Source organism: Streptomyces sp. NPDC104226 (assembly GCF_055584085.1).
In genome coordinates, this window is record NZ_JBVJMS010000006.1 from 457,332 (window position 1) to 484,130 (window position 26,799).

Consider the following 26,799-nt stretch of genomic DNA (forward strand, 5'->3'; position numbering starts at 1 on the left):
TCGAACGTCGAAAGAGATGCGTTTCGGCGTGACGACCCGCGAGGGGCGGCAAGGTGTGGCGATCAGAAGCGATCGGAACGAAGAAGGAGCTGCGCGCCCCTACGCGGCCGTCGGAAGGGCACGGCCGGGCGCCCTGGGCCGCGACCGGCCCGAAGCGTCGGGATCGCGCTGCGGCAGGAACGCCGTGCGCTGCTCGCGATCACGGATCGCGGTACGTATGCGATGGGGCGGCACCGGCCGGACCAGCCGGGCGGCCAGCACCGAGGCACCCACGGCGAAGGTCGCCGCGAGGACCACCACGACCGCGCCGAGCCCGCCCTCACCGGCGAACAGCCCGAGGAAGCCTCCGAGCACCAGGAGCGAGGCCAGCAGCGCCAGCAGTCGCGCGGACGGCGCCGCGAACCGGAACCGCACAGGGCGAAGCCCGCTGTGCTCTGCCATGCGAACCGCCCCCTCCCGCCGCTCCCGCGCGCGAACTCCCGTAAGAGACCCGCCACTCGCGCTGCCCCGTACTCGTACTCGTACTCGCGATCGATACTAGCCTCGCGCACTGACAACGGACGGGATCCCGTTTTCGTCCCCGTCCCCGGGCAGCGGATCTCGCGCCAGCACCTCCTCGTCCGGCCGGGGGTCCGGTCCCCCGCCCGCCGCCCTCTCCCGCGGGCCGAGCCAGGTCACCGTCAGCGCGACCGCCAGGTTCACCGCGAGGGCGACCATGCCCGCGTTCACGCCCCACACCGGGTCGTGGCCCGTGAAGACCAGCCCGCAGACCACCGCGACCCCCGCCGCCAGCCCGCTCACCGCGGCCGCCGTCGTGAACTTGCGCCACACCAGCCCCAACAGCAGCATCGGCACCAGTTGCGCCATGCCCTCGTAGGACACGAGCGAGAGCCTGACCAGCGTGTTCGGCGCCGTGTACGTCATCACCAGCGCGATCGTCCCGGCCGCCACCACGACCACCTGCGAGGCGAGCTTCTGCCGCTCGCCCGAGCTCCAGCGCGGCAGCAGCGAGAGCACGCTGCGCCCCCACATCGTGCCGATGACCAGCATGAACACCGCCATCGGCACGATCGACGACAGCGCCGCCGCCACCCCGATCACCCCCACGGCCCACGCCGGCAGCGAGTCCACGACCAGCTTGAACAGCGCGAGGTTGGACTCGGCGCCGGCCAGCCCCGGGACGACGAACAGCGCCGCCATGCCCAGCAGCATCGGCACGAAGAGCAGCACGTTGTACGCGGGCAGCAGGATGGCGTTGCGGCGCAGCGCGTCGGCGCTGCGTGCGCCCAGGTACCCGGCCACGGTGGTCGGGAAGATGACGACGGTCAGCGCGTTCAGCACGGTGGTCGAGGCGAACCACCCCACCCCCAGCTCGCCCCGGCCGCCCTCGCCGCTCCCGGCGCCGGGGAGCGTGAGCCACTGCGGGCGTTCGGCGGTGAGCCGCTCGAAGAGTTCTCCGTAGCCGCCGAAGTAGTGCAGGGGGACGTAGACGGCGAGGAACCCGAGGGTGCCGATGACCAGCACGTCCTTCAGCACGGACACCCACGCGCTGCCGCGCAGCCCGCTCACCACGACGAAGCCGGTGGTGACGGCGAAGGCGATGAAGTAGGCCCATTCCAGGGAGACCGCCCCGTAGGTGACCGTCGAGACCACCACGCCCATTCCGGTGATCTGGAGCTGGATGTAGGGGAGCAGGAAGACGGTCGCGAGGACCGCGACCGCGGCGCCGAGCCAGGGGCGCCCGTAGCGGTGGCTCACCATGTCGGTGATGCCGACGAGGCCGTGGCGCCGCGCGTAGTCCCACAGCACGGGCCCGACGACGTACCCGACCGCGTAGCCGCAGGACATGTACGCGACCACGTACATCACCGGGGCGCCGTAGTTGTAGCCCCAGCCGGTCGCGCCGAGGTAGCTGAAGCTCGTGTACCCCTCGCCCGCCATCAGGACCCAGATGAACACGGTGCCGAGCGAGCGCCCGCCCACCGACCACTCGGCGAGCCCGCCGCCGCCCCCGCCGCGCCCGCGCACCGCGAGCAGCCCGAGCGCGACGGTGGCCACCATGAACACGCCGAAGACGGTGGTCGCGACGGCCGCCTGGCTCATCGGTGATCACCGCGCCAGGTCAGCCAGACCGCGAGCGGGGTCAGCAGGGTCGCCCCGATGAACCAGAGGAGCAGGAACGGTACGCCGCCCAGCGCCGGCTCCACCCGGTTCGCGAACGGCAGCGCACCGACGAACAGCACGAACGGCACGGCAAGCCACGCCAACTGCGGACGTTTCACCCATTTCTGACGCACCGCCCCACCCTACGGGCCGGTCACGCGTCAACGCTTGAGGATCCCCCACACCACGAGCCGGTACTTGGAGCTGTACTCGGGCGTGCAGGTGGTCAGCGTGATGTACGCGCCGGGCTCGCTGTACCCGGCCCCCGGCGTCACGATGCTGCGCGGGACGGGCGCGATCACCCCGGTGTCGCGCTCGGTCGTCTCCGCCAGCGTCTGCCCGACCAGGTACACGTACCGCTTTCCGCGCACGTCCACGATCAGCTCGTCCCCGGCCCTGAGCCGGTTGATGTAACGGAAGGGCTCCCCGTGCGTGTTGCGGTGCCCTGCGAGCGCGAAGTTCCCCTCTGCCCCGGGCTGCGCGGTCCCCGCGTAGTGCCCGGCGTACCCCTTGTCCAGCACGGACCGCTTGTCCACGCCCTGCGCGACGGGCACGGCGACGCCGAGGCGCGGAATGCGCAGGATGCCGTACGCGGACTCCCGCGGCGGCGGCTTGGCGGCGCGCGGACCGGAGTTCCCGGCGGGCGCACCCCCCGAGGACCCGCCGCCGTCCGGCGCCTCGGACGGCGCGACCTCGAGACCGGCAGCCGGATCCTCCTCCGCACCCTCCTCGGGCGCGGGGGCCCATGCCCCCTCCTCCAGCTCCCTCACCACCTCGTGGGCGGCGTTCAGCGCCTGCCGGTTGGTCCACCACACCTGGTGCACCACCAGCAACATCACCACCACGCCCACGGTGACGGCCAGTTCACCGGCAGCCCACAACGCCCCCGCGAGACCGACCCGGCGCGCATGCCAGGCCCGCCGACCCTTCCCCTGCACCACGACCCGCACGCGATCTCGCACGGGCGGCACCCTAAGTCCTGCCCCCTCAACTGACCAGCAGCAGTACGCTGCAAACCATGCGCCCCGACACGCCTGCCGAGCACATCGCCGAAGCCGAGCGCCTCATCCGCACGGCGACCCGCTACCCCGAGGACCAGGAGCCGTTGCTCCTCCAGGCCGCGGCCCACCTCGAACTGGCCGACGAACGCGAGCGGGCGAGCGCCCTCTACGACCAACTCCTGGCCGCGGACACCACGGACGACCCCTCCCTCATCAAGGCCCTCCAGGCGGCCAACCTCTGGGAGTACGGCCACGAGCCCGAGGCCCGCGCCCTCATCCAGGGCATCCGCGCGGCGGCCCCTTCGGACCCCGCCCCCTGGGAGGTCATCGCCGAGGCCCTCGAAGCCCACGACGAACTCGAGGCCTCCCACGAGTGCTTCACCGAGGCCGCCACCCTCCTGGCCCCGGACAACACCCCCCTCACCCCGGCCACGACCGCGCTCCTCACGGGCCGCCACCGCGTGCGCCGCCTCCTCGGACTCCCCCACGACGACTGGGACATGGTCGCGGACACCCGCCACATCGGCCCGATCCCGCTGGACGAACTCCACGACCCCAAGCGCATCTGGGCCCTCGGCTCCGACGACCCCGCCGAACTCCGCGCCGAGATCGCCCGCCTGCGCGCCGAACTCGGCGACCGCCGCGCCGCCCTCTCCCGCCCCTTCCCGGTGGCCATCCTCCACTGGCCGGCCCGCGAACTGGCAGAGCTCCTGACGTCGTACCCCACCCTCGCGGCGGAGTACCCCTCCCACGACGCCCACCTGGCCCAGGTGGAATCCAGCCTCCGCACCCTGACCGCCTCGGGCACCACGAACCTCGGCATCGTCACGGCCAGCGTCCCGTCATACGAAGCCTTCGCAGCCTCGGAGAAAACCTCCCCGTCCTCCCCGTCCCTCCTGGCGGAATACGCCACCACCCTGGCCGCCCGAGGCAAAGCCACCCCCTGGCCCCCCACCCCAACGACCCTGTGCTGGTGCACGTCGGGCCGACCTTACGGGGAGTGCCATGGCAATGGGCGATAGATAGACAAACTCCAAGGCGGCTTCGCGCACAGAGCGCGAACCCGCCTACTCGCCTCACATGTCCCTATCCGGTATGGGTTACCGCCACGTGTAGTTCGTGATCAACACGGCTGGCTACCGAGTACCGCAAGATCGCAAGCGGGGCATTCTTGCGGCATTCAGAGACGACAGGATTTATGCCTTCACGGATGGTCCGGCTCCATGGAGTGGGCAGCACAGGCCGACCAGGCATCGTCACGTTGGCACGTTCTGCACACGACAGGCTCACCCTTCCCGTCACCATCATCGATGCGAGCGAGGCAGAGGCACCACCTGGGGGGCCGCGCTGCGGCAACGTCGGCGGTTCGGCCGTACAGAGAGGTGCTGTGGTGTTGATGCCCGACACGCAGGCCTGGAAAGCGTCCTGGACCTCACCGGCAAGGGCCCGTCGACCCTGCTGACCGACCACCAGGCCCCTGCGTCATCCGTCGGCTCGGCGCCAGGCCCCCAGAGACCCGGCTGCGAGATCGCGGGGCCTCCGCGTCGACCATCCCCCCTCGTCCCCCCGGCACACACCCTCCGCTCGGTGTTGTACCGACCGAGCCGGTGTCCCAGCGATCACCTGCGCATGGAATCCGAAGCCCGCGGCGCTGACAGCATCAACCTGGCTGCCTGCCACGCCTGCCCGCTGCTCCCTTAGGACAGCTGCGAGACGAACAACAGCTTCCTGGATCGAGCCATGCTCATCGAGACCTCCTCGGGTGAAGCACCCGCTATTCCGGCGGCCCTGACAGCTCCTCGGGCGGACACCATGACGACAGACGGCGTCCGCCCCACCTGCCGAGCACGACTGGTGTCAGGCCGCTACCCGACGGCTCCGCACGATCTCGCCAACCCGGGAAGCGGCATCCTCGATCCTCTCGTGCTCCCACACTCGAACGGACAGCCACCCGGCTGCCGCCAATCTGGCGTCTGTGTCGACGTCCCGCGCTCGATTGCCCTCGATCTTCGATCGCCAGAACTCCGCGTTCCTCTTCGGCCACGTCGCGTGCTCCGGGCAACCGTGCCAGAAGCAACCATCGACGAAGACCGCGACGCGCGACGGGCCGAAGACGATGTCGGCTTCCCGACGCACCCCCTTTACCGGGCGCCGATGCACGCGGTACCGCAGTCCCACCGCATGGAGGGACCGTCGTAGCGCGACCTCCACCTGGGTGTTCCGGCTCTTCTGTCGGCTCATCCGAACACGTACGTCAGGTGTCGTCTCCAAGGGCTTCACACCGCCATTCTCACGCCGCGACCTCCGGACGCGCCACGTCGTGCCTGTTCCGGAGCACAGCGACACAGACCGATGCATGCAACCTCCATACCCCCCGTCGATGGCACACCGGCTGTCGTTGGCTCCCGACTAGCCCAGGGGAAGTAGCAGCTGGACATGCCCGCGGGCCAGGGCTGTGGGTGGGGTGGGGCGGGGGGTGGTCAGGGTGAGGAGGGTGCGGAGGGCTGTGATGACCTCCGTGGGGGTGTCTCTGATCATCGATGGGGTCGCGCTGACCACCAGGATGCCGTGGGACTCCAGGCGGAGGCGGCGGTGGAGGGTGGCGTGCCAGGAGTCGCGGGTGTAGTGGTACTCCGCCGAGTCGATCTCCAGGGCCACGCCCTCGTCGGGCCAGTAGGCGTCCGGGCTCGCCAGGAACGTGCCGTCCGGGGCGTGGAGGCGGGCGTTCCACAGGGGGGTCGGCAGGTCCGTGGTGGAGAGGACGTCGCGGGCCTGGGCCTCGGCGAACGAGCGGACGCCGGCCACCAGTTCCGCCGCCGCCTCGCGGATCGCGGGGCGGGTCAGGAGGCGGGCGGCGCGGAGTTCGGTGTGCAGGTCCTGGGGGTGGCACCAGCCTGACTGGACGACCTGGGCCAGGATCGAGCGGATCCGGTCCGCCGGCTGGTCGGTCCGGGCCGCGAAGTCCGCGGCCGCGCGGACCGGGCGGGTGCTCGGGATGCCGGAGACCGTGATGGTGCGGGGCCAGCGGGTGGTGGGGTACGGGCGTACGTCCGGTGAAGCGGTGAGCTTGCGCGGGGCGCGGATCAGGACGTCGGCCGGGGTGTACGGGGCTTCGCGGATCCCGAGCAGGGCGAGGGCCGCGCCGCCGGTGAGGGCCGCGGTGTCGCCGGAGAGCGGGTCGGAGCCGGGCTCGGCGGCGTAGAGGACGGCGGCCAGGGCGCGCTGGCGGTGGTCCGGGGGGCCGGTCTGGAGGAGGTAGACGCGGGGCAACAGGCGTTGCCAGGGGCCGCCGGGGCGGGTGCGCGAGGTGATCGTGCCGGGTGGGACGCCGGCGGTGGTGGTGAGTTGGTGGCGCGTGGCGAGGTTGAGCTGGCGCCGGGCCGCGGGGGGAGGAGGAGCGGCTCGCGTGGTCGAGGTCGTCGTGCGGGTGGTGGGCCTGGAGCGGGTCGGGTTCGGTGGGGACGGGGTGTGGGTGGGGCGTGTGGTGCCCTTGGTGGGGCGTGTGGTGCTTTGTGTGGGCTTCATGGGCGCGGTATGCCCCGTGCGAGCGGGCCGAATGCCCCGCTGGGCGATCTTTCGGAGTTGCGATCGGGCGCACCGTGGTGTGCCGTCGTGTGCCGTGCACTGCTCTTCGGTGCAGGGGGAGCCGGATGCTCGCGTCCGCGCCTCAGGCCTCCCCGGTTCAGCCCGTGGGGCGGGCGGGGTGTGCCCCGCATGCCGCCGAAGTGCGAGGCGGAAAGCGGAGGTGGCCGTCCTCGTCTCTCGGCGGGGTCGTCCCGGGGCTACGCCGCCCGGTTCGGGTGGTGCGGGGACAGGAAGACGATGACGCCCGTCTGCGTGCCGGGGAGGGGGGTGACCTCGTGCCAGCCCAGGCGGCGGTACGTGGCCACCGTGTTCCTGGCCAGGCGGCTGGTCAGGAGCCAGGCGCGGCGGTCCGGGGCGTCGGTGGTGATCTCCGTGAGGAGGTCCCGGGCGGTGCCGCGGCCGCGGGCGTAGGGGCGTACGGCGAGCTCGTCTATCTCCAGCGCCCCGGTGAGGAGTTCCTTCACCCGGGCCGGGCCGAGCTGCGCCGCGACCTGGGCGTACGCGCGGTCTCGCGGGAAGGCCGCGGGGGTGATCCAGCCCGTGGCGAAGCCGTCGATGCCGGCGGCGGACTGGGCCAGGGCCGTACGGAAGCCACGGCGTCGGGCGTCGGCCGGGAGGCGGGCGGCGAACTGGCGAATGGTTTCTTCGTCTTCGTTCCACGGCGGGGCGGAGAAGACGTCGGCGTAGGCGTCGACCAGTTCGTCCGCGAGGTCGAGGACGGCCTGTCCGTAGCAGATCACGATGTCCTGGCTCCAGGTGTGGGATGGGGGGGTGGGGATGGGGTGGGTGGGGCGGGAGGGGGCGAGGTGGTTTGCCCCTTTGGGTGGGAGATTGAATTTATGCCCATCCGGTTCCCTGAGCAGACATCGCACGGATCCGGCGAGTGTGCGACAAATCCCCTCCGCACGGTCCGTGTCGGGCGGCCCGGCGGCCGCGTTGAGCAGCACGTGGACAGACTGCTTCGAGCCGCAGGCCGGGCCGGGCTCGCGTTCCTGCTCGTGTTGGGCGTGGTGGCGGTGCTGCCGCGCGGTGTGCGGGACGCGGTGCCGGAGCCGGTGATCGGCGGGGCCGTACTGGTGCTGGGCGCGGCGGGCGCCCGACGGGTGGTCAAGAGGGCGCGTTAGCGTGGGGGGCGAGTAGGTGTGCGCACATGAACCGATGAACCGATGAGTTGAGGGAGTTGGACAGCATGGCACGGGTACCGAGCTCTGCAGTGGCGGCCGCCGGTCTGGTCGGCGGTTACGCCGTCGCGCGGTGGACCAAGAAGCGGCCGCTCGGCGGTGTCGTGCTCGGCGCCGCGGGCATCGTCGCCGGTCGGGAATGGCACAAGCGCGGCGGCGCCCCCGCCGCCGCCGGACTCGGGGCGCTGTACCTCGCCGGGTTCGCCGGTGCGCACCCGCTGGCGAAGAAGGTCGGCGCCTGGCCGGCCGTCGTCGGCGCCGCGGCCGTGGTCGCCGCCGCGTCCTGGGCCGTTGCCGACCGGGGCTGAACCCCGTCGCGCGCTGAGCTTCGGAGACAGGGCGGCGGCGTACGAGCGATTCCGGCCGGGGTGTCCCGTGGAGCTGTTCGAACTCGTGCGGGAGTACGCGGGCGGTCCGGTGCGGAGCGCCCTCGAGATCGGGGCCGGGACCGGCAAGGCGACCCGCCTGTTCGCCGTACGCGGGGTCGCGGTCACCGCCACCGAGCCGGACGGGGCCATGCTCGCCGAGCTGCGCAGGCACGTACCGTCGAACGTCACGGCGGTACGGGCCTCCCTGGAGGACCTGAATCCGGACCCGGACCTGGAGTCAGACCCGGATCCGGACCTGGACCCGGCCCTGCGCACGGCCCACCGCCGGTACGGGCTGGTCTTCGCGGTGGCGGCGCTGCACTGGACCGACCCGGAGGGCCGGTGGGCGCGGGTGGCGTCCCTGGTGGAGCCCGGGGGCGTGTTCGCCTCGGCGGGCGGGCAGGTGCAGCCGGCCGACCCGGCCGTGAGGGAGGCCGTTCGCGCGGCACGGGCGCCCTTCTTGGACAGCGACGAGGTCCCGTCCCCGGACGGGACACCACCCGAGCACGCCATGCAGTGGCCGGGGACGGAGCTCCGGCGGGCCGCCTCCGCCTGGTTCACCGATGTACGGCAGGCCGTGATCGACCGCCGGCTGACGATGAGCGGCGACGAGTACCTGGGCTACCTCTCGACCGTCTCGGCCTATGCCGTACTGCCGGCCGTGGAGCGGGACCAGGTACTGCGCCGGATCGCGCGGGTCCTGCCGGCCCGCGTCGAGATCGTCGCCGACGTGGTCGTGCACCTCGCCCGGCGCCGGCGCCGCTGACCGCGGGGAGTACCCCGCGGCCCCCAGAGGCCGCCCCGCCCCTACGCCCCGAACGCCTGCGACACCGTGTAGATCAGCAGCCCCGCCAAAGCTCCGACCACCGTGCCGTTGATGCGGATGAACTGGAGGTCGCGGCCGATGTGGGCCTCGATCTTGCGCGAGGTGTGTTCCGCGTCCCAGCCCGCCACCGTGTCCGTGATGAGGGAGGTGATCTCCGCGCGGTACGTGGTGACCACGTAGACCACCGCGCCCTCGATCCAGCCCTCCACCTTGGCCTGGAGGCGGCCGTCCGTGGCCAGCCGGGCGCCCAGGGACATCAGCGAGGAACGGACCCGCAGGCGCAGCGCGCTCCGCTCGTCCTCCGCCGCCGAGATGATCATCGAGCGGACCGCCGTCCAGGTGGAGGCGATCACGTCCTGGATCTCCTCGCGCTGCAGGATCTCCGCCTTCAGGCGCTCGACCCGCGCCCGCGTCTCCGTGTCCGACTGGAGGTCCGCGGCGAAGTCCGCGAGGAAGCGGTCCACCGCACCGCGCGCCGGGTGCTCCGGCATGTCCCGCATCTCCTGGACGAAGCGGAGCAGTTCCTTGTAGACGCGGTCGCCGATCTTGCGGTCCACGAACCTCGGCGTCCAGCCGGGCGCCCCGCCCTGTACCGCCGCCTCCACCGAGTCGGCGTGGGTGACCAGCCAGTCGTACGCACGCGCGCACACCAGGTCCACGACCCGGCGGTGGCCGCCGTCCGCGACGACCTTCTGGAGGGTCTTGCCGATGCCCGGCGCGATTTCCGCGCTCTCGGCCCGCCGGGTGATCGCCTCGCCCACGACGGCCTGTACATCGGAGTCCCGCAGGACCGTCAGCGCGCCGCGCAGGGCCGTGGCCAGCTCCGCCGTGACCCGGTCGGCGTGCGCGGGCTCGGCCAGCCAGGCGCCGAGCCGGCCGCCGATGCCGAGGGCGTGCAGCCTCGTACGGACCACGTCGGCGGAGAGGAAGTTCTCGCCCACGAACTCCCCGAGGGAGACCCCGAGCTGGTCCTTCTTCGTCGGGATGATCGCGGTGTGCGGGATGGGCAGGCCGAGCGGCCGCCGGAAGAGGGCGGTGACCGCGAACCAGTCCGCGAGCGCGCCGACCATGCCCGCCTCGGCGCCAGCCGCGACGTACCCGGCCCAGCCGCCCGCGCCCGCGTGCTCCGCCCACTTCGCCGCCACGTAGATCAGCGCGACCAGGATCAGCAGGCCGGTCGCGGTCCGCTTCATGCGGCGGACGCCGCGCCGGCGATCCTCGTCGGCCTCGCTGAACACGAAGCCGCCCCGTGCCGTAGCCGTAGCCGTCGTGGCCGTAGCCGTGGCCTTAGCCGCCGTCGTGGTCGTGCTGCCCTGCTCCACGTGCTCCTGCCTTCCCCCGGGCGACGGTTTCGTCCGCATAGCATCCGACTCCCGGGGCGCCCGGGGAGTTCCCGGCGCGCCGTACGCGCCCCCTTCTGTGAGCTCTCCTACAGCTCCCCTCCCCTACAGCTCCTTGCGCGGCTTCTGCTTCGCGACCGCCCGCTGCTTCGGCGCCTTCACCTTCACCTCGACCCCGCCCCAGAAGGCGAGGCCCGTCACGACCACCCGCGGAGCCCCCGGCTCCACCGGGCCGGGGCTGTCGCGCTGGTCGAAGCCGCCCATCACGCCGATGCCGCGCACGTCGACCTCGACGCCCGGCGGCACGGTGATCTGGATGCCGCCCATGATGGCGACGCAGTTGATCACGACCTCCCGCTCCGCGAAGTTCGCCTCGCGCAGGTCGATGTCACCGCCGCCCCAGAACGCCACCGCGTGGAACCGGGCGGGCACGGTCCAGTTGCCCTTGCGCTGGAAGCCCGACATGACCGCCACGGCCATGGCCGGACCGCCCGCCGCTCCTCCGCCGCCCACGATCCGGGACGGCCAGGAGGCTTCCGACCCGGCCGGTACCGCCGCCTTGGTCAGCCCGACCGGGGCGGACGCGATCGGGGCCGTCGCGCCGGGCGCGGGCAGATCCCGCGTCAGCGGTTCGAGCTCGGCGTACGTACGGGACCGGTAGGCCGCGTCCAGCCGCTCCTCGAACTCGTCCATGTCGAGCCGGCCCTCGGCGACGGCGTCCCGCAGCCGGTCCACCACCCGCTCCCGGTCGGCGTCCGAAGCCCTCAGCTCCGGCAGCAACGGCTTCTCGGGCAACGGCTTCTCGGGCAAGGGCTGCTCGGGCCGCGGCGTCTCGGACCGCTCATCACTCATGCGGACCAGCCTATGCAGTCACCCCGGAGAGCGGTACGGCCCGAACCCCCCTCCTGGTCAGGGTTGTCCCTGATTTATCCCCGCCCCGCGTACATCCGCGCGATCACGTCCTCGATGTCCGGCTCCCGCACCGACAGGTCCAGCAGCGGGTACTCCGCGGCCACCGCCGCCACCAGCGGAGCCGCCGATGCCCGCGCCGGGAACGCCAGCCACTGCCGGGCCCCCTCCACCTTCACCACCCGCGCCCCCGCCACCTCGATCGGCGGGAGCTCCCGCTCCAGGTCCACCACCAGCGTCCGCTCGCTCACCGCCGCACCGTCCTCGGCGCCCGCCGTGTGCAGCCCGCCCAGCGAGCCGTCGTAGACCAGCCGCCCGTGGTCGATCACCATCACCCGCTCGCACAGCTGCTCGATGTCCTGGAGGTCGTGCGTGGTCAGCAGCACCGTGGTGCCGAGCTCCTCGTTCAGCTGCCGCAGGAAGCCCCGTACGCTCGCCTTGCTCACCACGTCCAGCCCGATGGTCGGCTCGTCCAGGTACAGCACGTCGGGGTCGTGCAGCAGCGCCGCCGCGATGTCCCCGCGCATCCGCTGCCCCAGCGACAGCTGCCGTACGGGTACGTCGAGCAGCTCGGCGAGGTCGAGCCGGTCCACGCAGCGCTCCATGTTCTCCGCGAACCGCGCCGCCGGGATCCGGTACATCCGCCGCATCAGGGCGTACGAGTCCTTCAGCGGGAGGTCCCACCACAGCGTCGTGCGCTGCCCGAACACCACCCCGATCCGGTGCGCGAGGCGCATCCGCTCCCGCGCCGGGTCGATGCCGGCGACCCGCAGCCGGCCGCCGCTCGGGGTGAGGATGCCGGTCAGCATCTTGATGGTGGTCGACTTGCCGGCGCCGTTGGGCCCGATGTAGCCGACCACCTCGCCCCGGGCCACCTCGAAGCTGATCCCGTCCACGGCCCTGACCTGCTTCTTCTCCCGGCGCACCAGGCCCACCCGGCGCCGCACGTCGAAGACCTTCTCGACCTCGTGCAGAGAGATCAGGGCATCCGAATTCAGTGCATCCGACACGGCTAGCTCCCCGTACTGCGGTACGAACGGACCCCCGCGCGCCAGGCCAGCGACGCGGGGAGGAACACCACGAAGGCCACGAGCGGGCTCGCGTACGCCACCCACCCCGGCAGCCCCAGCGGATCGGGCCGGCCCAGCACGTACAGGGCGGGCAGCCAGTTGACGAAGGCGAGCGGCACGATGAAGGTGACCCCGCGCAGCAGGTCCTTCGCGAAGACGGTCGGCGGGTACTGGAGCATGGTGCAGCCTCCGTACGTGAAGCTGTTCTGCACCTCCGCGGCGTCCCCGGCGAGGAACTGGAAGGCCGCGCCGCCCACCATCACCGCGCCGAAGATCGCCGCCCCGGCGGTGATCATCACGGGCAGCATCAGGGCCTTCCCGACCGTCCAGTCCACCTGGTCCAGCTCCGAGACGGCCCAGCCCAGCACCACGAGCCCCTGCGCGATCCGCCCCAGCCGGCGCAGGGCGAACCGGTCGGCCGCCACCTGGGCGAGGACCGGGACCGGGCGGACCAGCATGGTGTCGAGGGAGCCGTCGCGGATCCGGGTGCCGATCCGGTCGGTGTTGCCGAGCAGCAGGTCGGCCAGGCCCAGGGAGGCCGAGCAGGACCCGTAGAGCAGGGCGATCTCGGGCAGCGTGAAGCCGCCGAGCTCGTCCACGTGCGAGAACATGATCATGATCGCGACGAAGTCCAGAAGGGTGATGGCCGCGTTGCCGAAGGTGGAGAGGAAGAAGGACGTGCGGTACGTCATCGTCGACCGGATCCACATCGCGGCGATCAGCCCGTAGCCGCGCAGCCCTTCCAGGACCCGGCTGCGCCGCGGGACGAGGAGCCCGGACTCCGCCCCCGCGCCACCGGACTCCGCTCCCGCCCCACCGGACGCCGAGCCCGCCGCGCCAGGCTCCGCCCCCGCCACGCCTGCCGACTCAGCCCTCCCGAGCCCGTCCTCCGCCACCCGCTCAGCCACCCTGGACCACCACCTTCCGCGTCGCGGCCGCCTGCAGCAGCCGCCCGAGCCCGAGCAGCACCACGGCCCACGCGGCCTGGAAGCCCAGCCACCCCGCGGTACGCGCGGCCCCGCCCCCGCTTCCCCCGCTTCCCCCGCCGAGGAGCACGTCCACCGGCACCTGGAGCATCGCCGCCCAGGGCAGCAGGCGGACGAACTCCCCGAAGCCGCCCGGGAACACGGTCAGCGGCAGCAGCATCCCGGAGAAGAAGATGGAGACGACCGTGGCCATCATGTTGATCCCGGCCCCGTCCATCAGCCAGAAGGCCGCCAGCCCCAGCAGGTAGCGCAGCGCGAAGCTCACCACCAGCCCGAGGAACACGGAGACGAGGAAGAGCAGCCAGCGCAGCGGAGCCGTGGGCAGCGCCAGCTGGAAGGCGAGCCCGCCGACGATCAGCGGTACTACGCCGCGGCCCAGGAGTTGAAACCCCGCCCGACCCAGATCACCCGCGAGCCACCACGTCTGGAGATCGGCCGGACGGTACAGGTCGACGGCGATGTCACCCGTACGGACGCGTTCCTGGAACTCCTCCTGGAAGCCTCCGCCGATCAGCGCCCCGGCGGCGAGCAGCGCCTGACTGACCCACATGAAGGTGAGGGCCTCGGACTGGTCGTAGCCGCCGAGCCCGGGCCGCTCGTCCCAGAGCGCGATGTAGGTGTAGGCCAGGATGAAGCCGAACACGGTGTTGGTGAACACCCCGGCCGCGGTGGCCGTCCCGTAGGTGGCGTACCGGCGAAAGCCCCCGGCCGCGACCGCCCCGTAGAGCCCGGCTCGCCCCACCACCGGCTGGCGCACCTCGTCCCTCCGTTTCCCAGGTCGTTGCTGCGTCGTTCCCACGTCGTTCCCACATCGGCCCTACCCAGGCGCTGCCCGGGACCTACGTCGGCCCCACGTCGGCCAAAGCGCGCGAGCTTAGTGCGGAGGGGCGATCCACGCGAACGAATTACGCCCGTCCGGAGCGGAACCGGCGGCCATCGGGTAGACAGCATGAGGTACAGATGTGGATATTTCGTACGGCGCCGAGGAGTCCCGGAGATGAGCGACCCGTCACCCCCACCCGGCTGGACGCCTCGCGATCCCGACACCCCCGACGGGCAGCAGGCTCCGGGCGCCGACGCGCGCCCGCCCTCCGGAGCGCCGGCCCCGCCCCGGAACGCCAAGGAGGCGAAGGAGGCCGAACGCGCGGAGAGACAGCGGGCGAAGGCGGCGAAGAAGGCCAAGCGCAAGCGCACCGGCTGGCGCCGCATCTTCCCGACCTGGCGCATGGTCCTGTGCGCGTTCCTGCTCCTCGCCCTGCTCGTCTGCGGCGGCCTCGTGGCCGGCTACCTGCTGGTCCACATCCCGCCCGCCAACGCGGCCGCCACGGCGCAGTCCAACGTCTACCTCTACACCGACGGCACCCAGCTCGCCCGCGACGGCGAGGTCAACCGCGTCAACGTACCGCTTTCCCAGATCCCCCTGACGGTCCAGGAGGCCGTACTGGCCGCCGAGGACCGCGACTTCCACTCCGAGCGGGCGGTGGACCCCGCGGCGATGCTGCGCGCGGCCTGGAACACCGCCACCGGCAAGGGCACCCAGTCCGGATCGACCATCACCCAGCAGTACGTCAAGAACTACTACCTGGGCCAGGAACAGACGATCAAGCGGAAGGTGAAGGAGTTCTTCATCGCGATCAAGCTCGGTCGCGAGAAGTCGAAGAACTACATCCTCGAGGGATACCTGAACACCAGTTACTTCGGCCGCAACGCCTACGGCATCCAGGCCGCCGCCCAGGCCTACTACGGCAAGGACGTCGGCAAGCTCACCACCGCCGAGGGCGCCTACCTCGCCACCCTCCTCAACTCCCCCAGCGCCTTCGACGTGGTCGCCCACCCCCAGGGCCGCGGCCGCGCCCTCGCCCGCTGGAACTACGTGCTCGACGGCATGGTCAAGAAGGGCTGGATGACGCCCGCCGACCGCGCGGCCGCCCAGTTCCCCGAGCCCGGCAAGGTCCGCCCGGCCGCCGGCCTCTCCGGACAGCGCGGCTACCTCGTCGAGGCCATCAAGGACTACATCGTCGAGAACAAGATCCTCGACGACAAGACCCTCGCCGAGGGCGGCTACCGCATCACCACGACCATCGACAAGGCCCGCCAGACCGCCATGGTCGACGCCGTCAACGACAAGATGGTCAGCAAGCTCGACCCCGCGAAGAACAAGGCCGACCGCAACGTCCGCACCGGAGCCGTCTCCATCGACCCGGCCACCGGCAAGGTCGTCGCCCTGTACGGCGGCATCGACTACACCAAGCAGTACGTCAACAACGCCACCCGGCACGACTACCAAGTGGCCTCCACCTTCAAGCCGTTCGTCTTCGCCTCCGCCGTGCAGAACGACTCCCGCACCCAGGACGGCCGCCTGATCACCCCGTTCACGATCTACAACGGCGACAACAAGCGGCGCGTCGTCGGCACCCGCATCCCCTACGCACCGGAGAACGAGGGCCAGGTCAGCTACGGCAACATCACCGTCAACACCGCCACCGACCTCTCCGTCAACACCGTCTTCGCCCAGATGGTCGTCGACGTCGGCACGGACAAGGTCAAGCAGACCGCCATCGCCCTCGGCATCCCCGAGAACACCCCGAACTTCGACCCGGGACCGGCCATGGCCCTGGGCACCATGCAGGCCAGCGTCCTGGACATGACCGAGGCCTACGCGACCCTCGCCGCCCACGGCCGCCACACCCCGTACACCTTCGTCGAGAAGATCACCAAGGCGGACGACACCCTCCCCCTCCCGGCGCGCGACCCGGTCCAGGCCGTCAGCCGCGAAGCCGCCGACACCACCACGTCCATGCTGGTCAGCGTCGTGGACAACGGAACCGGCACGGCCGCCCTGGCCGCCGGCCACCCGGCCGCCGGCAAGACGGGGACCGCCGAACTGGACCGCTCGGCCTGGTTCGCGGCGTACACCCCGAACCTGGTCACGGTCGTGTCGATGATGGGCCAGGACCCGGACACCGGCTCCCTGGAATCCCTCTACGGAGCCCTGGGCGAGGCCCGCATCGGGGGCGGCGGCTACCCGGCCCGGATCTGGGCCCAGTACACGAAGACGGCCCTGGCGGACAGCGACCCCGTCGACTTCGACCTGGAGCTCATGCCGGGCGCGAACCGGCCCCCGCAGCCCCCGCCCGTGGATCCGAACCCGAGCCGGTCCGAGGAGGAGACCCCCGGCGACCGCCCCTCCGGCCGGCCTAGCCGCCCGACGCGGACCCCGTCCACGGGCGGACAGACGAACGGAGGCCGGACGAACGGAGGCCAGACCAACGGCGGCCAGACGAACGGGGGTCAGACCAACGGGGGTCAGACCAACGGCGGCCAGACGAACGGAGGCCAGAACACCGGCGGCCAGACCACCGGAGGCGACACCACCGGAGGCCAGACCGACGGCGGCGGCACCACGACCGGCAACCAGGGCGGCACCACCGAGGCCCTGCGCCCACCGGCGGACCTACTGGAGTAGCCCGGTCATCGCTCAGTGACCGGAGGTCGCCTTCAGCCCGACGACGGCGACCAGCAGCAGACAGATGAAGAAGATCCGGGCGGCGGTGACGGGCTCCCCCAGCACCGCCATGCCGAGCACCGCCGCCCCGGCCGCGCCGATGCCGACCCAGACGCCGTAGGCCGTACCGATCGGCAGGGTCTTGGCCGCGTACGACAGCAGCACCATGCTCGCCACGATGCCGGCACCGGTGAACACGCTCGGCCACAGCCGCGTGAACCCCTCGGTGAACTTCATGCCGATCGACCAGCCGACTTCGAGCAGACCGGCAATGAGAAGCAGAACCCAGGCCATGACAGGCACCTCCGGAACGAGAGCGGAACGGGGTGCGTCGTCTTGTCATGCAGCCATCGGCAACAGCGCGACAGCCACCCGGTACGGCGCGTCTCGTCGGGGGTTCCCCACCACCGTAGCAAAACCCAACGAGAAGGGCCGGTGACGATGGTCACCGGCCCTTCTCGGAAACTGGAGATCCAGAGATCTAGAGATAAAGCCCCGTGGAGTCCTCCGACCCCAGCCGCTCGGCGGCCACGGCGTGCAGGTCCCGCTCCCGCATCAGCAGGTACGTCGCCCCGCGCACCTCCACCTCGGCCCGCTCCTCGGGGTCGTACAGCACCCGGTCCCCCGGCTCGACCGTCCGTACGTTCTGCCCGACCGCGACCACCTCGGCCCAGGCCAGCCGCTTGCCCACCGCGGCCGTCGCCGGAATCAGGATGCCGCCGCCCGAGCGGCGCTCACCCTCCGGCGAATCGGATTTCACGAGCACGCGGTCGTGCAGCATGCGGATGGGCAGCTTGTCGTGGGTGGTGGTGTTCTCGCTCACGCCCCGAACCTACCCGCCCACACGGCCCACGGACCCCGCAGGGTCGCCACTCAGTGCTTGCGTCGTACCGACATCACCAGCAGGCCCACGACACCGGCGGCGAGCAGCGCGACCGGCACGATCCGCTCGACGCGCGGGGCGCCGTCCTCGTGGCGCAGCCCGTCGCGGGCGTCGGTGACGAGGCGGTTCACCGTCGCCACGGCCCGGCCGACGACGTGGTCGATGTCGCCGACCACCTTCGCCTTGGCGTCCCCGACGATCGTCTTGGGGTGCAGGCGCACCCCGATCTCGTCGAGCGCCTCGGCGAGCTGCTCGCGGCGGCGGACGATGTCCGCCTCGATCTGTGCGGGGGTCCTGGCTTCCGGCACCGCGCTGCCTCCGTCGTCGTGGTCGGTCCCTCGGCGGGTGTAGCCCACCGTGAACAGTCTGTCAGCAGCTTAGTCTCGACACCGTACCGATCCCCTCCCAAGGAGACTCCTGACATGAGCGAGCGGCTTGAGCCGGGCGACATCGCCCCCGCCTTCACCCTGCCCGACGCGGACGGCAACGAGATCTCGCTCGCCGACCACAAGGGCCGCAAGGTGATCGTGTACTTCTACCCGGCCGCGCTGACGCCGGGCTGCACGAAGCAGGCCTGCGACTTCACGGACAACCTGGCCGTCCTGGCCACGGCCGGCTACGACGTCATCGGCGTCTCCCCGGACAAGCCGGAGAAGCTGGCGAAGTTCCGCGAGCAGGAACACCTGAAGGTCACCCTGGTCGGCGACCCCTCGAAGGAGGTCCTGACGGCGTACGGGGCCTTCGGCGAGAAGAAGCTGTACGGCAAGACCGTCACCGGGGTCATCCGCTCCACGGTGATCGTCGACGAGGAGGGCAAGGTCGAACGCGCCCTCTACAACGTCAAGGCCACGGGCCACGTAGCCAAGATCATCAAGGACCTGGGCATCTGACCCGGCACCCTCAGGCAGAAGCGGCCCGCACCCACCCGGTGCGGGCCGCTCCGCTTTTCGGACGAATCCAGCCGTAACTGTCCGACTATCGCCCCGTTACTCCGTACGAGGGCCGCACACGCGGCCGGTAGGGGGAGTCGATGGCGGTCCGATACACACGTGAGCTCCTGGAAGCAGCGGCCCGCGAGACGAGCACCTGGGACGACGCCGTCCGCTGGTGCGGCGGCACGGCGACCAGCGGAAGCAGGCGCTACCTACGGGCGAAGATGCGGGAAGCGGGAATCGACTGCTCCCACTTTCCGAAGGGATGGGCACGGCACACGGAGGAGAGGCTCCGCGAGCTGGTGGCCGCATCCACATCCATGTCGGAGGTGATCGTCCGACTCGGCATCAACAACGTCGGCGGCAACCAGACCCACATCTCGCGGCGCATCGCCACTCTCGGCATCGACACCTCCCACTTCGTCACGACCCGAGGGCGCTCCAAGGGGTCGCTCGGGCCGACGCTGTCACTCAGGGACCCGCAGGAAGGCCGGATCCCCGGCGAGCGGCTGCGCCGCGAGTTGCGGAAGGTCGGCGTTCCCGAGGAATGCGACGAATGCGGCGTCGGCACGGTGTGGAACGGGAAGCCCCTCCGGCACGAGGTCGATCACATCAATGGCGAGTGGTGGGACAACCGGCAGGGGAACCTCCGGCTCCTGTGCCCCAACTGCCATGCGGCTACGGACACGTACCGGGGCCGCAAAGCCAGGAGGGCGGCATGAGCCGGGTCAAGTACACGCGGGACCTCCTGAGCCGGACTGCGCCACGGGCCACCAGCCTGGTCGACCTCATGCGGGTTCTGGACGTCCCCCTGCTGGCAGGTCCGCGTAGGTATCTGCGCGACAGGCTCGCTCACTACGCCATCGACACGTCCCATTTCGTCGACGAGCCGCTCCCCGAGCGGGTCCGGCAGCACTACACGGAGGAACGGCTGCGCGAAGCCGCCGCGTGCTCGGCCGACATCGCCGGAATGCTCGCCCACATGGGCGTCGAGCCGTACAACAGCGCCCGTTCCCACATCACCAAGCTCCTCGACCGGTTCGGGATAGACACGTCGCACTTCCCACCTCGACACGCCCCTTCGCCGCGTCACCTCTTCGCCCGCGAGGACATCACGCCTGCCGTCGCCGGCTCGATGAGCATGGCCGGTGTCGTGCGCACACTCGGCCACCACCCCTTCGACGGTGCCGCACGTGCCAAGGCCAGGCGGAGCATCGCGGAGTACGGACTGTCCACGGAGCACTTCACCGGCCAGGGACACGCCATCGGACGCCCCTCCCCCGCACGGATGCCCTCGGCCCAGATCCTCAGGCGCCTCGAAACCGGTTCCTCTCGAACGAAGACGGTGACACTGCGCCGGGCCCTGAACGATCTCGGCGTACCGCAGGTGTGCGTGGAGTGCGGAATCGGGGACGTCTGGCGCGGCCGGAGGCTCGTTCTGGAGATCGACCACATCAACGGCGACCGGCTCGACAACCGCCGGGAGAACCTCCGCTACTTGTGCCCGTCCTGCCACAGTCAGACCTCGACCTTCGCCAAGCGATCAAGGGCGCCTATCCCTTCGCAACGAACCATCGCCGACCAGTAAGGTGGTGCTGCGGGTCCGTACCCCAGCTGGCTAGAGGGCGCCGGTTTAGGTCCGGTGTGTCGTGGGTTCAAATCCCACCGGGCCCACAGCAACGGCCGGTCACCCCCTCACGGGGTGACCGGCCGTCGGCATGTCCGGGGCGGCTTCAGCCCAGCAGTTCCCGTACCGCCGGGACCAGGGCTCGGAAGGCCTGGCCTCGGTGGGAGATGGCGTTCTTTTCCGCGGGGGTGAGTTCCGCGCAGGTGCGGGACTCGCCGAGGGGCTGGAGGATCGGGTCGTAGCCGAAGCCGCCCGTGCCCGACGGGGTGTGGCGCAGGGTGCCCAGGAGGCGGCCTTCGACGACGCGTTCCGTGCCGTCGGGGAGGGCGAGGGCGGCCGCGCAGAAGAAGTGGGCGCCGCGGTGGGTGTCGTCGATATCGCCGAGCTGGGACAGCAGGAGCGCGAGGTTCGCGGCGTCGTCGCCGTGGGTGCCGGCCCAGCGGGCCGAGAAGATCCCGGGGGCGCCGTTCAGGACGTCCACGCAGAGGCCCGAGTCGTCGGCGACGGCGGGCAGGCCGGTGGCCTGGGCGAGGGCGTGGGCCTTGAGGAGGGCGTTCTCGGCGAAGGTGACGCCGGTTTCCTTGACGTCCGGGATCTGCGGGTACGCGTCCGCGCCGACCAGCTCGTGCGGCAGGCCGGCGGCGGACAGGATGGCGCGGAGTTCGGTGACCTTGCCCGCGTTCCGCGTGGCGAGGATCAGGCGGCTGGGCTGCGTGGAAGTCATGCGGCCATTATCCGGGCCGCCCACCGGCCCCCGGGCCCGGAGTGGGATCAGCCCGGGGTGCAGACCTTCGAGATCTCCTTCGCCGCGTCCGCGACCGGGGTGACGTCGGGGGCCGTGGTGCCGCCTTCGAGCGAGGTGCGGACGTTCTGGACGGCCGTGTTCATCGAGGAGATGGCCTTGCTCAGGTCGGCGTTGTCGGTCTGGTCGCCGACCTTCTTGAGGTTGGCCTCGATCGCGTTGAGCGCGTTCTGGGCGTCCTGCGGGCTGTTGCCGGCCTGCGAGACCGCCTGCTGGAGGTCGTTGGCGCCGTCCGTGATGGCGACCGCCGTGCTCGCGCAGTCCATGGCCGTGGAGATCGCGTCGCAGGAGGTGATCGCGGGTATGGCGAGAGCTGCCGTCAGGGCAACGGCTACCAGGCGGTACTTCGACTTCACTTCGGCCCCCAGGAGCGGATCGGTACGCGTACACGGACATACGTGGACGGGCGCACGGCTTCGACGCCGTGCACCCGTACAGCAGGAGACGCGCGGACGGCCCGCGCGGTTGCCGACCCTCGTCAGAGGGTGAGTTCCAGGGCGCCGAGCTGGAGGGCTTCGAGGTCGGCGCAGCCGCCGGCGGCCAGGTCGAGGAGGGCGTTGAGCTCCTTGCGGTCGAAGGGCTCGCCCTCGGCGGTGCCCTGGACCTCGACGAAGCGGCCGTCGCCGGTGCAGACCACGTTCATGTCGGTCTCGGCGCGCACGTCCTCCTCGTAGCAGAGGTCGAGGAGCGGGACGCCGTCGACGATGCCGACGCTGACGGCGGCGACGGTGCCGGTCAGGGGCTTGCGGCCGGCCTTGATGAGCTTCTTGCCCTGGCCCCAGGAGATGGCGTCGGCCAGGGCCACGTAGGCGCCGGTGATGGCGGCGGTGCGGGTGCCGCCGTCGGCCTGGAGGACGTCGCAGTCCAGGACGATGGTGTTCTCGCCGAGGGCCTTGTAGTCGATGACGGCGCGCAGCGAGCGGCCGATCAGGCGGGAGATCTCGTGGGTGCGGCCGCCGATCTTGCCGCGTACGGATTCGCGGTCGCCGCGGGTGTTCGTGGCGCGGGGCAGCATCGAGTACTCGGAGGTGACCCAGCCTTCGCCGCTGCCCTTGCGCCAGCGCGGGACGCCTTCGCTGAAGGAGGCGGTGCAGAAGACCTTGGTGTCGCCGAAGGAGACGAGGACGGAGCCCTCTGCGTGCTTGCTCCATCCGCGTTCGATGGTGACCGGGCGGAGCTGTTCGGGCGTACGGCCGTCGATGCGAGACATGGCACCGAGCCTAGCCGGTACGGAGGTACGAGAAGACCCCGTCCGGGTGCGTCCGGTCGGGGTCCTGTCGTGCGTACGGGTGCGCGCGGGGCGCGCGTACGGCGGTGTGCGTGAGCCGGTGGGCTCAGCTCACATCATGTCTTCGATGTCGGCGGCGATCGGGTCGGCGTCGGTGCCGATGACGACCTGGATCGCGGTGCCCATCTTGACGACGCCGTGGGCGCCGGCGGCCTTCAGTGCGGCCTCGTCGACCTTGCTCGGGTCGACGACCTCGGTGCGCAGGCGGGTGATGCAGCCCTCGACCTCTTCGATGTTCTCGATGCCGCCGAGCCCGGCGACGATCTTCTCAGCCTTGGTGGCCATGTGTTTCTCCCTGAGTTCTACGAAGAACGAGTCCGACTGACATCCGGCGTCCGGCGTTCGTGACGCCTGCCGCCCGACCGACCGTCCAACCAGGGCGGTCCGCTTTGTCACGGTAGCCCACGATTGGCGCAGCTACGCGGGCACATGCCCGGCATCTGCCGAATGATGACGATCAGCACCAACCTGCCCTGGGGCGGGTGAAATGCGATCGCATCACAAGTGGTCTACACCAGTGTGCCGCAAGTGTCGCGACTGCCAAAAACGGGCCGGTCAGGGAGGACGCGGATGAGCGCGAGCAGCGCCGCAGCAGTGCCACAGCCGAAGTGGTGGAACGGCTTGTTCCAAGGGCTGCAGAAGATGGGCCGGAGCCTCCAACTGCCGATCGCCGTCCTGCCCGCGGCCGGCATCCTGAACCGGCTCGGCCAGGACGACGTGTTCGGCAAGGACGGCCTGGGCTGGACGAACGTCGCCAAGGTCATGGCGGCCGCCGGCGGCGCGCTGCTCAATGCGGACATCGGCCTGCCGCTGCTGTTCTGCATCGGCGTCGCGATCGGCATGGCCAAGAAGGCGGACGGCTCGACCGCCCTCGCGGCGGTGGTCGGCTTCCTCGTCTACCGGAGCGTGCTGCACGCCTTCCCCAAGTCCTGCCCCGAGGGGACCAAGGACATCAAGGGGGCCTGCCTGGGGGCCGGGGACGCCTTCGTCGAGTACACGTACCAGAACCCGGGGGTGTTCGGCGGCATCATCATGGGCCTGCTGGCCTCCTGGTTCTGGCAGCGCTACCACCGCGTGAAGCTGGTGGACTGGCTCGGCTTCTTCAACGGCCGCCGCCTGGTCCCGATCATCATGACCTTCGTCGCGATCGTCTTCGCCGTGCTCTGCCTGTGGATCTGGCCGCCGATCGGCAACGCGCTGGAGAGCTTCTCGGACTGGCTGGTGGGTCTGGGTTCGCTGGGCGCGGGCATCTTCGGCCTCGCGAACCGCGCGCTGCTGGTGATCGGCCTGCACCAGTTCCTGAACGTGCCGGTGTGGTTCCAGTTCGGCAGCTACACCAAGCCGGACGGGCAGACGGTGCACGGTGACATCCCCATGTTCCTCGCGGGCGACCCGAACGCCGGCCAGTTCACCACCGGCTTCTTCCCGATCATGATGTTCGCGCTGCCCGCGGCGGCGCTGGCCATCACGCACTGCGCGAAGCCGGCGCGGCGCAAGGAGGTCGGCGGCCTGATGCTGTCGGTCGGCCTGACCTCGTTCGTCACCGGCATCACGGAGCCGCTGGAGTACTCGTTCCTCTTCCTCGCGCCGCTGCTGTACGCGGTCCACGCGGTGCTGACGGGTGTGTCGATGGCGGTGACCTGGGCCTTCGGGGTCAAGGACGGCTTCAGCTTCTCGGCGGGCCTGATCGACTACGTCATCAACTGGAGCCTGGCGACGAAGCCCTGGCTGATCATTCCGATCGGCCTCTGCTTCGCCGTCGTCTACTACGGCATCTTCCGCTTCGCGATCACCAAGTGGGACATCAAGACGCCCGGCCGGGAGTCCGACGAGGAGATCGAGGTCATGCAGGCGGAGAACACCAAGGCCTGACCTGGGGCGAACGTCCCGCGGCGGCCCGCCGATCGGCGCACCGAACGGCCCGCCGCGGGGCCGCCGGAAGCCCCGCCCGCACCACCCGACGGCACACGAGGCCTTCGGACCCACAGGGTCCGAAGGCCTTTGTCATGTATGTCCGACTGTGTCCTCCCCCACGGAAATGACGGGTTCCTTACGCCGACCTCACCGTGCTACAACTGGTCTACACCACTGAGTGGTGTAGACCACGTAGGCCTTTCGGCCCCGGGGTCCCCCGTTCCGAGACGCTGCCAATCCCCCGTTTCACAGCCTTGGCAGAGCCTTGTCCACTGGAGGAAGACCATGTCCACAGCCACCGCTGCGGAAAAGAAGAAGGGCGCTGGCGTGATGGCCGTCATGCAGCGCATCGGCCGGAGCCTCATGCTCCCCGTTGCGGTGCTGCCTGCCGGCGCGCTCCTGCTCCGCCTCGGCGCGGACGACATGCTCGGCGACAAGGACGTCTTCCCGACGTTCGTCCTCAAGATCGCCGGGTACATGGCCGCCGGTGGTGGCGCGATCCTCGACAACATGGCGCTGCTGTTCGCCGTCGGCATCGCGATCGGCTTCGCCAAGAAGTCGGACGGTTCGACCGCCCTCGCGGCTGTCACCGGTTACCTGGTCTTCCAGAAGGTGCTCGCCACCTTCACGGACAGCAACCTGCCGCAGGTCGCCAAGGTCGTCGGCGGCAAGATCGTCATGCTGGACGCCCCGGTCAACGCCGGTGTGCTCGGCGGTGTCGTGATGGGTGTCATCACCGCGCTGCTCTACCAGAAGTTCTACCGGACCAAGCTGCCGGACTGGGCGGGCTTCTTCGGCGGCCGCCGCCTCGTCCCGATCCTCTCCGCCCTCGCGGGTCTGGTCACGGGCATCGTCTTCGGTCTCATCTGGCCGGTCCTCGGTACGGGTCTGCACAGCTTCGGTGAGTGGCTGACCGGCTCCGGCGCCGTCGGCGCGGGCATCTTCGGTGTCGCCAACCGTGCGCTGATCCCGATCGGCATGCACCACCTGCTGAACTCCTTCCCGTGGTTCCAGGCCGGCTCCTTCGACACCCCGACCGGCGCCGTCCACGGCGACATCGGCCGCTTCCTCGCCGGTGACCCGACCGCCGGACAGTTCATGACCGGCTTCTTCCCGATCATGATGTTCGCCCTCCCCGCGGCCTGCCTCGCGATCGTGCACTGCGCCCGCCCCGAGCGCCGCAAGGTCGTCGGCGGCATGATGTTCTCCCTCGCGCTCACCGCCTTCGTGACCGGTGTGACCGAGCCCATCGAGTTCACCTTCATGTTCATCGCCCCGGTCCTCTACGCGATCCACGCGGTCCTGACCGGTGTCTCCATGGCGCTGACCTGGGCCCTGGGCATGCGTGACGGCTTCGGCTTCTCCGCCGGCGCGGTCGACTTCGTCCTGAACCTCGGCATCGCGAACAACCCGTGGGGCCTGGCCGGCATCGGCCTCTGCTTCGCGGTCGTCTACTACTTCGTCTTCCGCTTCGCCATCACCAAGTGGAACCTGCCGACCCCGGGCCGCGAGTCCGACGAGGAGCTCGCCGAGCTGCTCAAGGCCGAGGCCAAGTAGGCACCACCGTTCGTACGACGAAGCCCCGCTCTCCCGGAAGGGAGGGCGGGGCTTCGTCGTATCCGCGTATCCGCGTATCCGCGTGTCCACGGGCCCGTCAGGACGGTCAGACCTCGTACACCGCGCCCGTGTACGCCAGCTCGACCGGGCCCTCGTAGACCGCGCGGGCGTCGGCCAGGTTGCGTTCGGCGTCCGTCCACGGCGGGATGTGGGTCAGGACGAGCCGTCCGGCGCGGCCGGCGCGGGCGAACTCTCCGGCCTCGCGCCCGTTCAGGTGGAGGTCCGGGATGTCCTCCTTGCCGTGCGTGAAGGAGGCCTCGCACAGGAAGAGGTCGGTGTCCTCGGCGAGCAGGCCCAGCTCGGGGCAGACGCCGGTGTCGCCGGAGTACGTCAGCGAGCGGCCGCCGTGCTCGACGCGGATCCCGTAGGACTCGACCGGGTGGCAGACCTTCTCGGTGCGGACCTGGAACGGGCCGATCTCGAAGGAGCCGGACTTCAGGGTCCGGAAGTCGAAGACCTCGCTCATGGAGCGCTCGTCGGGCACGTCCTCGTAGGCCGTGGACAGCCGCTTCTCGGTGCCCTCGGGGCCGTAGACGGGGATGGTGCCGCAGCGGCCGCCCTCGTGGCGGTAGAAGCGGGCGACGAAGTACGCGCACATGTCGATGCAGTGATCGGCGTGCAGGTGACTGAGGAAGATCGCGTCGAGATCGTAGAGCCCGATGTGCCGCTGGAGCTCGCCGAGGGAGCCGTTGCCCATGTCGAGGAGCAGCCGGAAGCCGTCGGCCTCGACGAGGTAGCTCGAACAGGCCGATTCCGCGGACGGGAACGAGCCCGAACAGCCGACGACGGTGAGCTTCATGGA

At 70.8% G+C, this 26,799-nt stretch carries 30 protein-coding genes, 1 tRNA gene and 1 riboswitch; of the genes, 11 read left to right on the plus strand and 20 right to left on the minus strand.

What is annotated here, in order from left to right; translation table 11 throughout:
* Nucleotides 1–99: 99 nt before the first annotated feature.
* The 4 genes from ACZ60J_RS21360 to ACZ60J_RS21375 form a co-directional block, all read right to left on the minus strand.
* Nucleotides 100–441, minus strand: coding sequence for a DUF6412 domain-containing protein (locus ACZ60J_RS21360; protein WP_469683890.1), 342 nt, complete (start codon nucleotides 439–441; stop codon nucleotides 100–102).
* Nucleotides 442–537: 96 nt separating this feature from the next.
* Nucleotides 538–2,103, minus strand: coding sequence for a sodium:solute symporter family protein (locus tag ACZ60J_RS21365; RefSeq protein ID WP_469683891.1), 1,566 nt, complete (start codon nucleotides 2,101–2,103; stop codon nucleotides 538–540).
* Complete coding sequence (locus tag ACZ60J_RS21370; protein WP_469683893.1) at nucleotides 2,100–2,267, minus strand: DUF3311 domain-containing protein; 168 nt, start codon at nucleotides 2,265–2,267, stop codon at nucleotides 2,100–2,102. Before ACZ60J_RS21370 ends, ACZ60J_RS21365 begins: the two co-directional genes overlap by 4 nt.
* Before the next feature lie 57 nt (nucleotides 2,268–2,324).
* Nucleotides 2,325–3,125 carry a class E sortase gene (locus tag ACZ60J_RS21375; RefSeq protein ID WP_469683894.1) on the minus strand — a complete coding sequence of 267 codons (801 nt, stop codon included), beginning with the start codon at nucleotides 3,123–3,125 and terminating at the stop codon, nucleotides 2,325–2,327.
* Between the two features lie 56 nt (nucleotides 3,126–3,181).
* On the opposite strand from ACZ60J_RS21375, the gene ACZ60J_RS21380 reads away from it, so the two are divergent.
* On the plus strand, nucleotides 3,182–4,186 hold the full coding sequence (locus tag ACZ60J_RS21380; protein WP_469683896.1) for an SEC-C metal-binding domain-containing protein: 1,005 nt from the start codon (nucleotides 3,182–3,184) through the stop codon (nucleotides 4,184–4,186).
* An 835-nt stretch (nucleotides 4,187–5,021) separates the two neighbouring features.
* Here the strand turns inward: ACZ60J_RS21380 and ACZ60J_RS21385 are convergent.
* The 3 genes from ACZ60J_RS21385 to ACZ60J_RS21395 all read right to left on the minus strand — a co-directional run bounded on the left by ACZ60J_RS21385 (nucleotide 5,022) and on the right by ACZ60J_RS21395 (nucleotide 7,489).
* Nucleotides 5,022–5,444 (minus strand): very short patch repair endonuclease, encoded by a 423-nt coding sequence (locus ACZ60J_RS21385; RefSeq protein ID WP_469683897.1) that lies wholly within the window; start codon nucleotides 5,442–5,444, stop codon nucleotides 5,022–5,024.
* 129 nt (nucleotides 5,445–5,573) lie between these two features.
* Nucleotides 5,574–6,689: a hypothetical protein gene (locus ACZ60J_RS21390; RefSeq protein ID WP_469683899.1), complete on the minus strand. Its 1,116-nt coding sequence runs from the start codon at nucleotides 6,687–6,689 to the stop codon at nucleotides 5,574–5,576.
* Nucleotides 6,690–6,946: 257 nt separating this feature from the next.
* Nucleotides 6,947–7,489 carry a GNAT family N-acetyltransferase gene (locus ACZ60J_RS21395; protein WP_469683900.1) on the minus strand — a complete coding sequence of 181 codons (543 nt, stop codon included), beginning with the start codon at nucleotides 7,487–7,489 and terminating at the stop codon, nucleotides 6,947–6,949.
* A 207-nt stretch (nucleotides 7,490–7,696) separates the two neighbouring features.
* On the opposite strand from ACZ60J_RS21395, the gene ACZ60J_RS21400 reads away from it, so the two are divergent.
* The 3 genes from ACZ60J_RS21400 to ACZ60J_RS21410 all read left to right on the plus strand — a co-directional run bounded on the left by ACZ60J_RS21400 (nucleotide 7,697) and on the right by ACZ60J_RS21410 (nucleotide 9,064).
* Nucleotides 7,697–7,873 carry a hypothetical protein gene (locus tag ACZ60J_RS21400; protein WP_469683901.1) on the plus strand — a complete coding sequence of 59 codons (177 nt, stop codon included), beginning with the start codon at nucleotides 7,697–7,699 and terminating at the stop codon, nucleotides 7,871–7,873.
* A 65-nt stretch (nucleotides 7,874–7,938) separates the two neighbouring features.
* The gene (locus tag ACZ60J_RS21405) at nucleotides 7,939–8,238 is read left to right on the plus strand and encodes a hypothetical protein (RefSeq protein ID WP_469683903.1); all 300 of its coding nucleotides are present in this window, start codon (nucleotides 7,939–7,941) and stop codon (nucleotides 8,236–8,238) included.
* A 67-nt stretch (nucleotides 8,239–8,305) separates the two neighbouring features.
* Nucleotides 8,306–9,064 (plus strand): class I SAM-dependent methyltransferase, encoded by a 759-nt coding sequence (locus ACZ60J_RS21410; protein ID WP_469683905.1) that lies wholly within the window; start codon nucleotides 8,306–8,308, stop codon nucleotides 9,062–9,064.
* Nucleotides 9,065–9,105: 41 nt separating this feature from the next.
* On the opposite strand, the gene ACZ60J_RS21415 is transcribed toward ACZ60J_RS21410, so the two are convergent.
* From ACZ60J_RS21415 to ACZ60J_RS21435, 5 genes are all read right to left on the minus strand, one after another.
* Entirely contained in the window at nucleotides 9,106–10,485 is a 1,380-nt protein-coding gene (locus ACZ60J_RS21415) for a DUF445 domain-containing protein (protein WP_469683907.1), read from the minus strand.
* An 84-nt stretch (nucleotides 10,486–10,569) separates the two neighbouring features.
* Nucleotides 10,570–11,316, minus strand: coding sequence for a DUF1707 SHOCT-like domain-containing protein (locus ACZ60J_RS21420; protein ID WP_469683909.1), 747 nt, complete (start codon nucleotides 11,314–11,316; stop codon nucleotides 10,570–10,572).
* Nucleotides 11,317–11,390: 74 nt separating this feature from the next.
* The gene (locus ACZ60J_RS21425) at nucleotides 11,391–12,383 is read right to left on the minus strand and encodes an ABC transporter ATP-binding protein (protein WP_469683911.1); all 993 of its coding nucleotides are present in this window, start codon (nucleotides 12,381–12,383) and stop codon (nucleotides 11,391–11,393) included.
* 2 nt (nucleotides 12,384–12,385) lie between these two features.
* Nucleotides 12,386–13,351 (minus strand): ABC transporter permease, encoded by a 966-nt coding sequence (locus ACZ60J_RS21430; RefSeq protein WP_469683913.1) that lies wholly within the window; start codon nucleotides 13,349–13,351, stop codon nucleotides 12,386–12,388.
* A complete protein-coding gene (locus ACZ60J_RS21435; protein ID WP_469683915.1) occupies nucleotides 13,344–14,186 on the minus strand; it encodes an ABC transporter permease in 843 nt (280 codons plus the stop codon). The genes ACZ60J_RS21430 and ACZ60J_RS21435 overlap by 8 nt, the downstream gene beginning before the upstream one ends.
* A gap of 240 nt (nucleotides 14,187–14,426) precedes the next feature.
* Here ACZ60J_RS21435 and ACZ60J_RS21440 point away from each other — a divergent pair, with 240 nt between their 5' ends.
* Complete coding sequence (locus tag ACZ60J_RS21440) at nucleotides 14,427–16,895, plus strand: transglycosylase domain-containing protein (RefSeq protein ID WP_469683917.1); 2,469 nt, start codon at nucleotides 14,427–14,429, stop codon at nucleotides 16,893–16,895.
* A 12-nt stretch (nucleotides 16,896–16,907) separates the two neighbouring features.
* On the opposite strand, the gene ACZ60J_RS21445 is transcribed toward ACZ60J_RS21440, so the two are convergent.
* The 3 genes from ACZ60J_RS21445 to ACZ60J_RS21455 all read right to left on the minus strand — a co-directional run bounded on the left by ACZ60J_RS21445 (nucleotide 16,908) and on the right by ACZ60J_RS21455 (nucleotide 18,125).
* On the minus strand, nucleotides 16,908–17,228 hold the full coding sequence (locus ACZ60J_RS21445) for a DMT family transporter (protein WP_362880371.1): 321 nt from the start codon (nucleotides 17,226–17,228) through the stop codon (nucleotides 16,908–16,910).
* Between the two features lie 31 nt (nucleotides 17,229–17,259).
* Nucleotides 17,260–17,353: riboswitch (guanidine-III (ykkC-III) riboswitch) on the minus strand.
* 62 nt (nucleotides 17,354–17,415) lie between these two features.
* Complete coding sequence (locus tag ACZ60J_RS21450; protein WP_250741151.1) at nucleotides 17,416–17,757, minus strand: GroES family chaperonin; 342 nt, start codon at nucleotides 17,755–17,757, stop codon at nucleotides 17,416–17,418.
* 50 nt (nucleotides 17,758–17,807) lie between these two features.
* Nucleotides 17,808–18,125 (minus strand): DUF3618 domain-containing protein, encoded by a 318-nt coding sequence (locus ACZ60J_RS21455; RefSeq protein WP_469684114.1) that lies wholly within the window; start codon nucleotides 18,123–18,125, stop codon nucleotides 17,808–17,810.
* Between the two features lie 114 nt (nucleotides 18,126–18,239).
* Here ACZ60J_RS21455 and bcp point away from each other — a divergent pair, with 114 nt between their 5' ends.
* The 4 genes from bcp to ACZ60J_RS21475 all read left to right on the plus strand — a co-directional run bounded on the left by bcp (nucleotide 18,240) and on the right by ACZ60J_RS21475 (nucleotide 20,423).
* Entirely contained in the window at nucleotides 18,240–18,707 is a 468-nt protein-coding gene (gene bcp, locus ACZ60J_RS21460; protein WP_250741149.1) for a thioredoxin-dependent thiol peroxidase, read from the plus strand.
* Nucleotides 18,708–18,847: 140 nt separating this feature from the next.
* Complete coding sequence (locus ACZ60J_RS21465; protein WP_469683919.1) at nucleotides 18,848–19,471, plus strand: HNH endonuclease; 624 nt, start codon at nucleotides 18,848–18,850, stop codon at nucleotides 19,469–19,471.
* A complete protein-coding gene (locus ACZ60J_RS21470) occupies nucleotides 19,468–20,337 on the plus strand; it encodes an HNH endonuclease (protein WP_469683921.1) in 870 nt (289 codons plus the stop codon). Before ACZ60J_RS21465 ends, ACZ60J_RS21470 begins: the two co-directional genes overlap by 4 nt.
* 11 nt (nucleotides 20,338–20,348) lie before the next feature.
* Nucleotides 20,349–20,423, plus strand: a tRNA-Leu gene (locus tag ACZ60J_RS21475).
* A 59-nt stretch (nucleotides 20,424–20,482) separates the two neighbouring features.
* Here ACZ60J_RS21475 and rdgB read toward each other — a convergent pair.
* The 4 genes from rdgB to ACZ60J_RS21495 form a co-directional block, all read right to left on the minus strand.
* Nucleotides 20,483–21,100: an RdgB/HAM1 family non-canonical purine NTP pyrophosphatase gene (gene rdgB / locus ACZ60J_RS21480; protein ID WP_469683923.1), complete on the minus strand. Its 618-nt coding sequence runs from the start codon at nucleotides 21,098–21,100 to the stop codon at nucleotides 20,483–20,485.
* A 47-nt stretch (nucleotides 21,101–21,147) separates the two neighbouring features.
* Entirely contained in the window at nucleotides 21,148–21,534 is a 387-nt protein-coding gene (locus tag ACZ60J_RS21485) for a hypothetical protein (protein ID WP_469683925.1), read from the minus strand.
* A 122-nt stretch (nucleotides 21,535–21,656) separates the two neighbouring features.
* A complete protein-coding gene (gene rph / locus ACZ60J_RS21490; protein WP_250741140.1) occupies nucleotides 21,657–22,388 on the minus strand; it encodes a ribonuclease PH in 732 nt (243 codons plus the stop codon).
* Nucleotides 22,389–22,517: 129 nt separating this feature from the next.
* Nucleotides 22,518–22,862 carry a PTS sugar transporter subunit IIB gene (locus ACZ60J_RS21495; protein WP_469683927.1) on the minus strand — a complete coding sequence of 115 codons (345 nt, stop codon included), beginning with the start codon at nucleotides 22,860–22,862 and terminating at the stop codon, nucleotides 22,518–22,520.
* A 174-nt stretch (nucleotides 22,863–23,036) separates the two neighbouring features.
* Here ACZ60J_RS21495 and ACZ60J_RS21500 point away from each other — a divergent pair, with 174 nt between their 5' ends.
* A complete protein-coding gene (locus ACZ60J_RS21500) occupies nucleotides 23,037–24,338 on the plus strand; it encodes a PTS transporter subunit EIIC (RefSeq protein WP_469683928.1) in 1,302 nt (433 codons plus the stop codon).
* Between the two features lie 327 nt (nucleotides 24,339–24,665).
* Complete coding sequence (locus tag ACZ60J_RS21505) at nucleotides 24,666–25,937, plus strand: PTS transporter subunit EIIC (protein ID WP_469683930.1); 1,272 nt, start codon at nucleotides 24,666–24,668, stop codon at nucleotides 25,935–25,937.
* 106 nt (nucleotides 25,938–26,043) lie between these two features.
* Here ACZ60J_RS21505 and ACZ60J_RS21510 read toward each other — a convergent pair whose 3' ends face one another.
* On the minus strand, nucleotides 26,044–26,796 hold the full coding sequence (locus ACZ60J_RS21510) for an MBL fold metallo-hydrolase (protein WP_250741135.1): 753 nt from the start codon (nucleotides 26,794–26,796) through the stop codon (nucleotides 26,044–26,046).
* Nucleotides 26,797–26,799: the final 3 nt, after the last annotated feature.

Bases quoted from the DNA above. Each gene is read 5' to 3' on its own strand.
- rph (WP_250741140.1), bottom strand. From the start codon at position 22,388: ATGTCTCGCATCGACGGCCGTACGCCCGAACAGCTCCGCCCGGTCACC.
- ACZ60J_RS21505 (WP_469683930.1), top strand. From the start codon at position 24,666: ATGTCCACAGCCACCGCTGCGGAAAAGAAGAAGGGCGCTGGCGTGATG.
- ACZ60J_RS21500 (WP_469683928.1), top strand. From the start codon at position 23,037: ATGAGCGCGAGCAGCGCCGCAGCAGTGCCACAGCCGAAGTGGTGGAAC.
- ACZ60J_RS21365 (WP_469683891.1), bottom strand. From the start codon at position 2,103: ATGAGCCAGGCGGCCGTCGCGACCACCGTCTTCGGCGTGTTCATGGTG.
- ACZ60J_RS21420 (WP_469683909.1), bottom strand. From the start codon at position 11,316: ATGAGTGATGAGCGGTCCGAGACGCCGCGGCCCGAGCAGCCCTTGCCC.
- bcp (WP_250741149.1), top strand. From the start codon at position 18,240: ATGAGCGAGCGGCTTGAGCCGGGCGACATCGCCCCCGCCTTCACCCTG.
- ACZ60J_RS21360 (WP_469683890.1), bottom strand. From the start codon at position 441: ATGGCAGAGCACAGCGGGCTTCGCCCTGTGCGGTTCCGGTTCGCGGCG.
- ACZ60J_RS21445 (WP_362880371.1), bottom strand. From the start codon at position 17,228: ATGGCCTGGGTTCTGCTTCTCATTGCCGGTCTGCTCGAAGTCGGCTGG.
- ACZ60J_RS21465 (WP_469683919.1), top strand. From the start codon at position 18,848: ATGGCGGTCCGATACACACGTGAGCTCCTGGAAGCAGCGGCCCGCGAG.
- ACZ60J_RS21390 (WP_469683899.1), bottom strand. From the start codon at position 6,689: ATGAAGCCCACACAAAGCACCACACGCCCCACCAAGGGCACCACACGC.
- ACZ60J_RS21440 (WP_469683917.1), top strand. From the start codon at position 14,427: ATGAGCGACCCGTCACCCCCACCCGGCTGGACGCCTCGCGATCCCGAC.
- rdgB (WP_469683923.1), bottom strand. From the start codon at position 21,100: ATGACTTCCACGCAGCCCAGCCGCCTGATCCTCGCCACGCGGAACGCG.
- ACZ60J_RS21510 (WP_250741135.1), bottom strand. From the start codon at position 26,796: ATGAAGCTCACCGTCGTCGGCTGTTCGGGCTCGTTCCCGTCCGCGGAA.
- ACZ60J_RS21415 (WP_469683907.1), bottom strand. From the start codon at position 10,485: ATGCGGACGAAACCGTCGCCCGGGGGAAGGCAGGAGCACGTGGAGCAG.
- ACZ60J_RS21380 (WP_469683896.1), top strand. From the start codon at position 3,182: ATGCGCCCCGACACGCCTGCCGAGCACATCGCCGAAGCCGAGCGCCTC.
- ACZ60J_RS21470 (WP_469683921.1), top strand. From the start codon at position 19,468: ATGAGCCGGGTCAAGTACACGCGGGACCTCCTGAGCCGGACTGCGCCA.
- ACZ60J_RS21405 (WP_469683903.1), top strand. From the start codon at position 7,939: ATGGCACGGGTACCGAGCTCTGCAGTGGCGGCCGCCGGTCTGGTCGGC.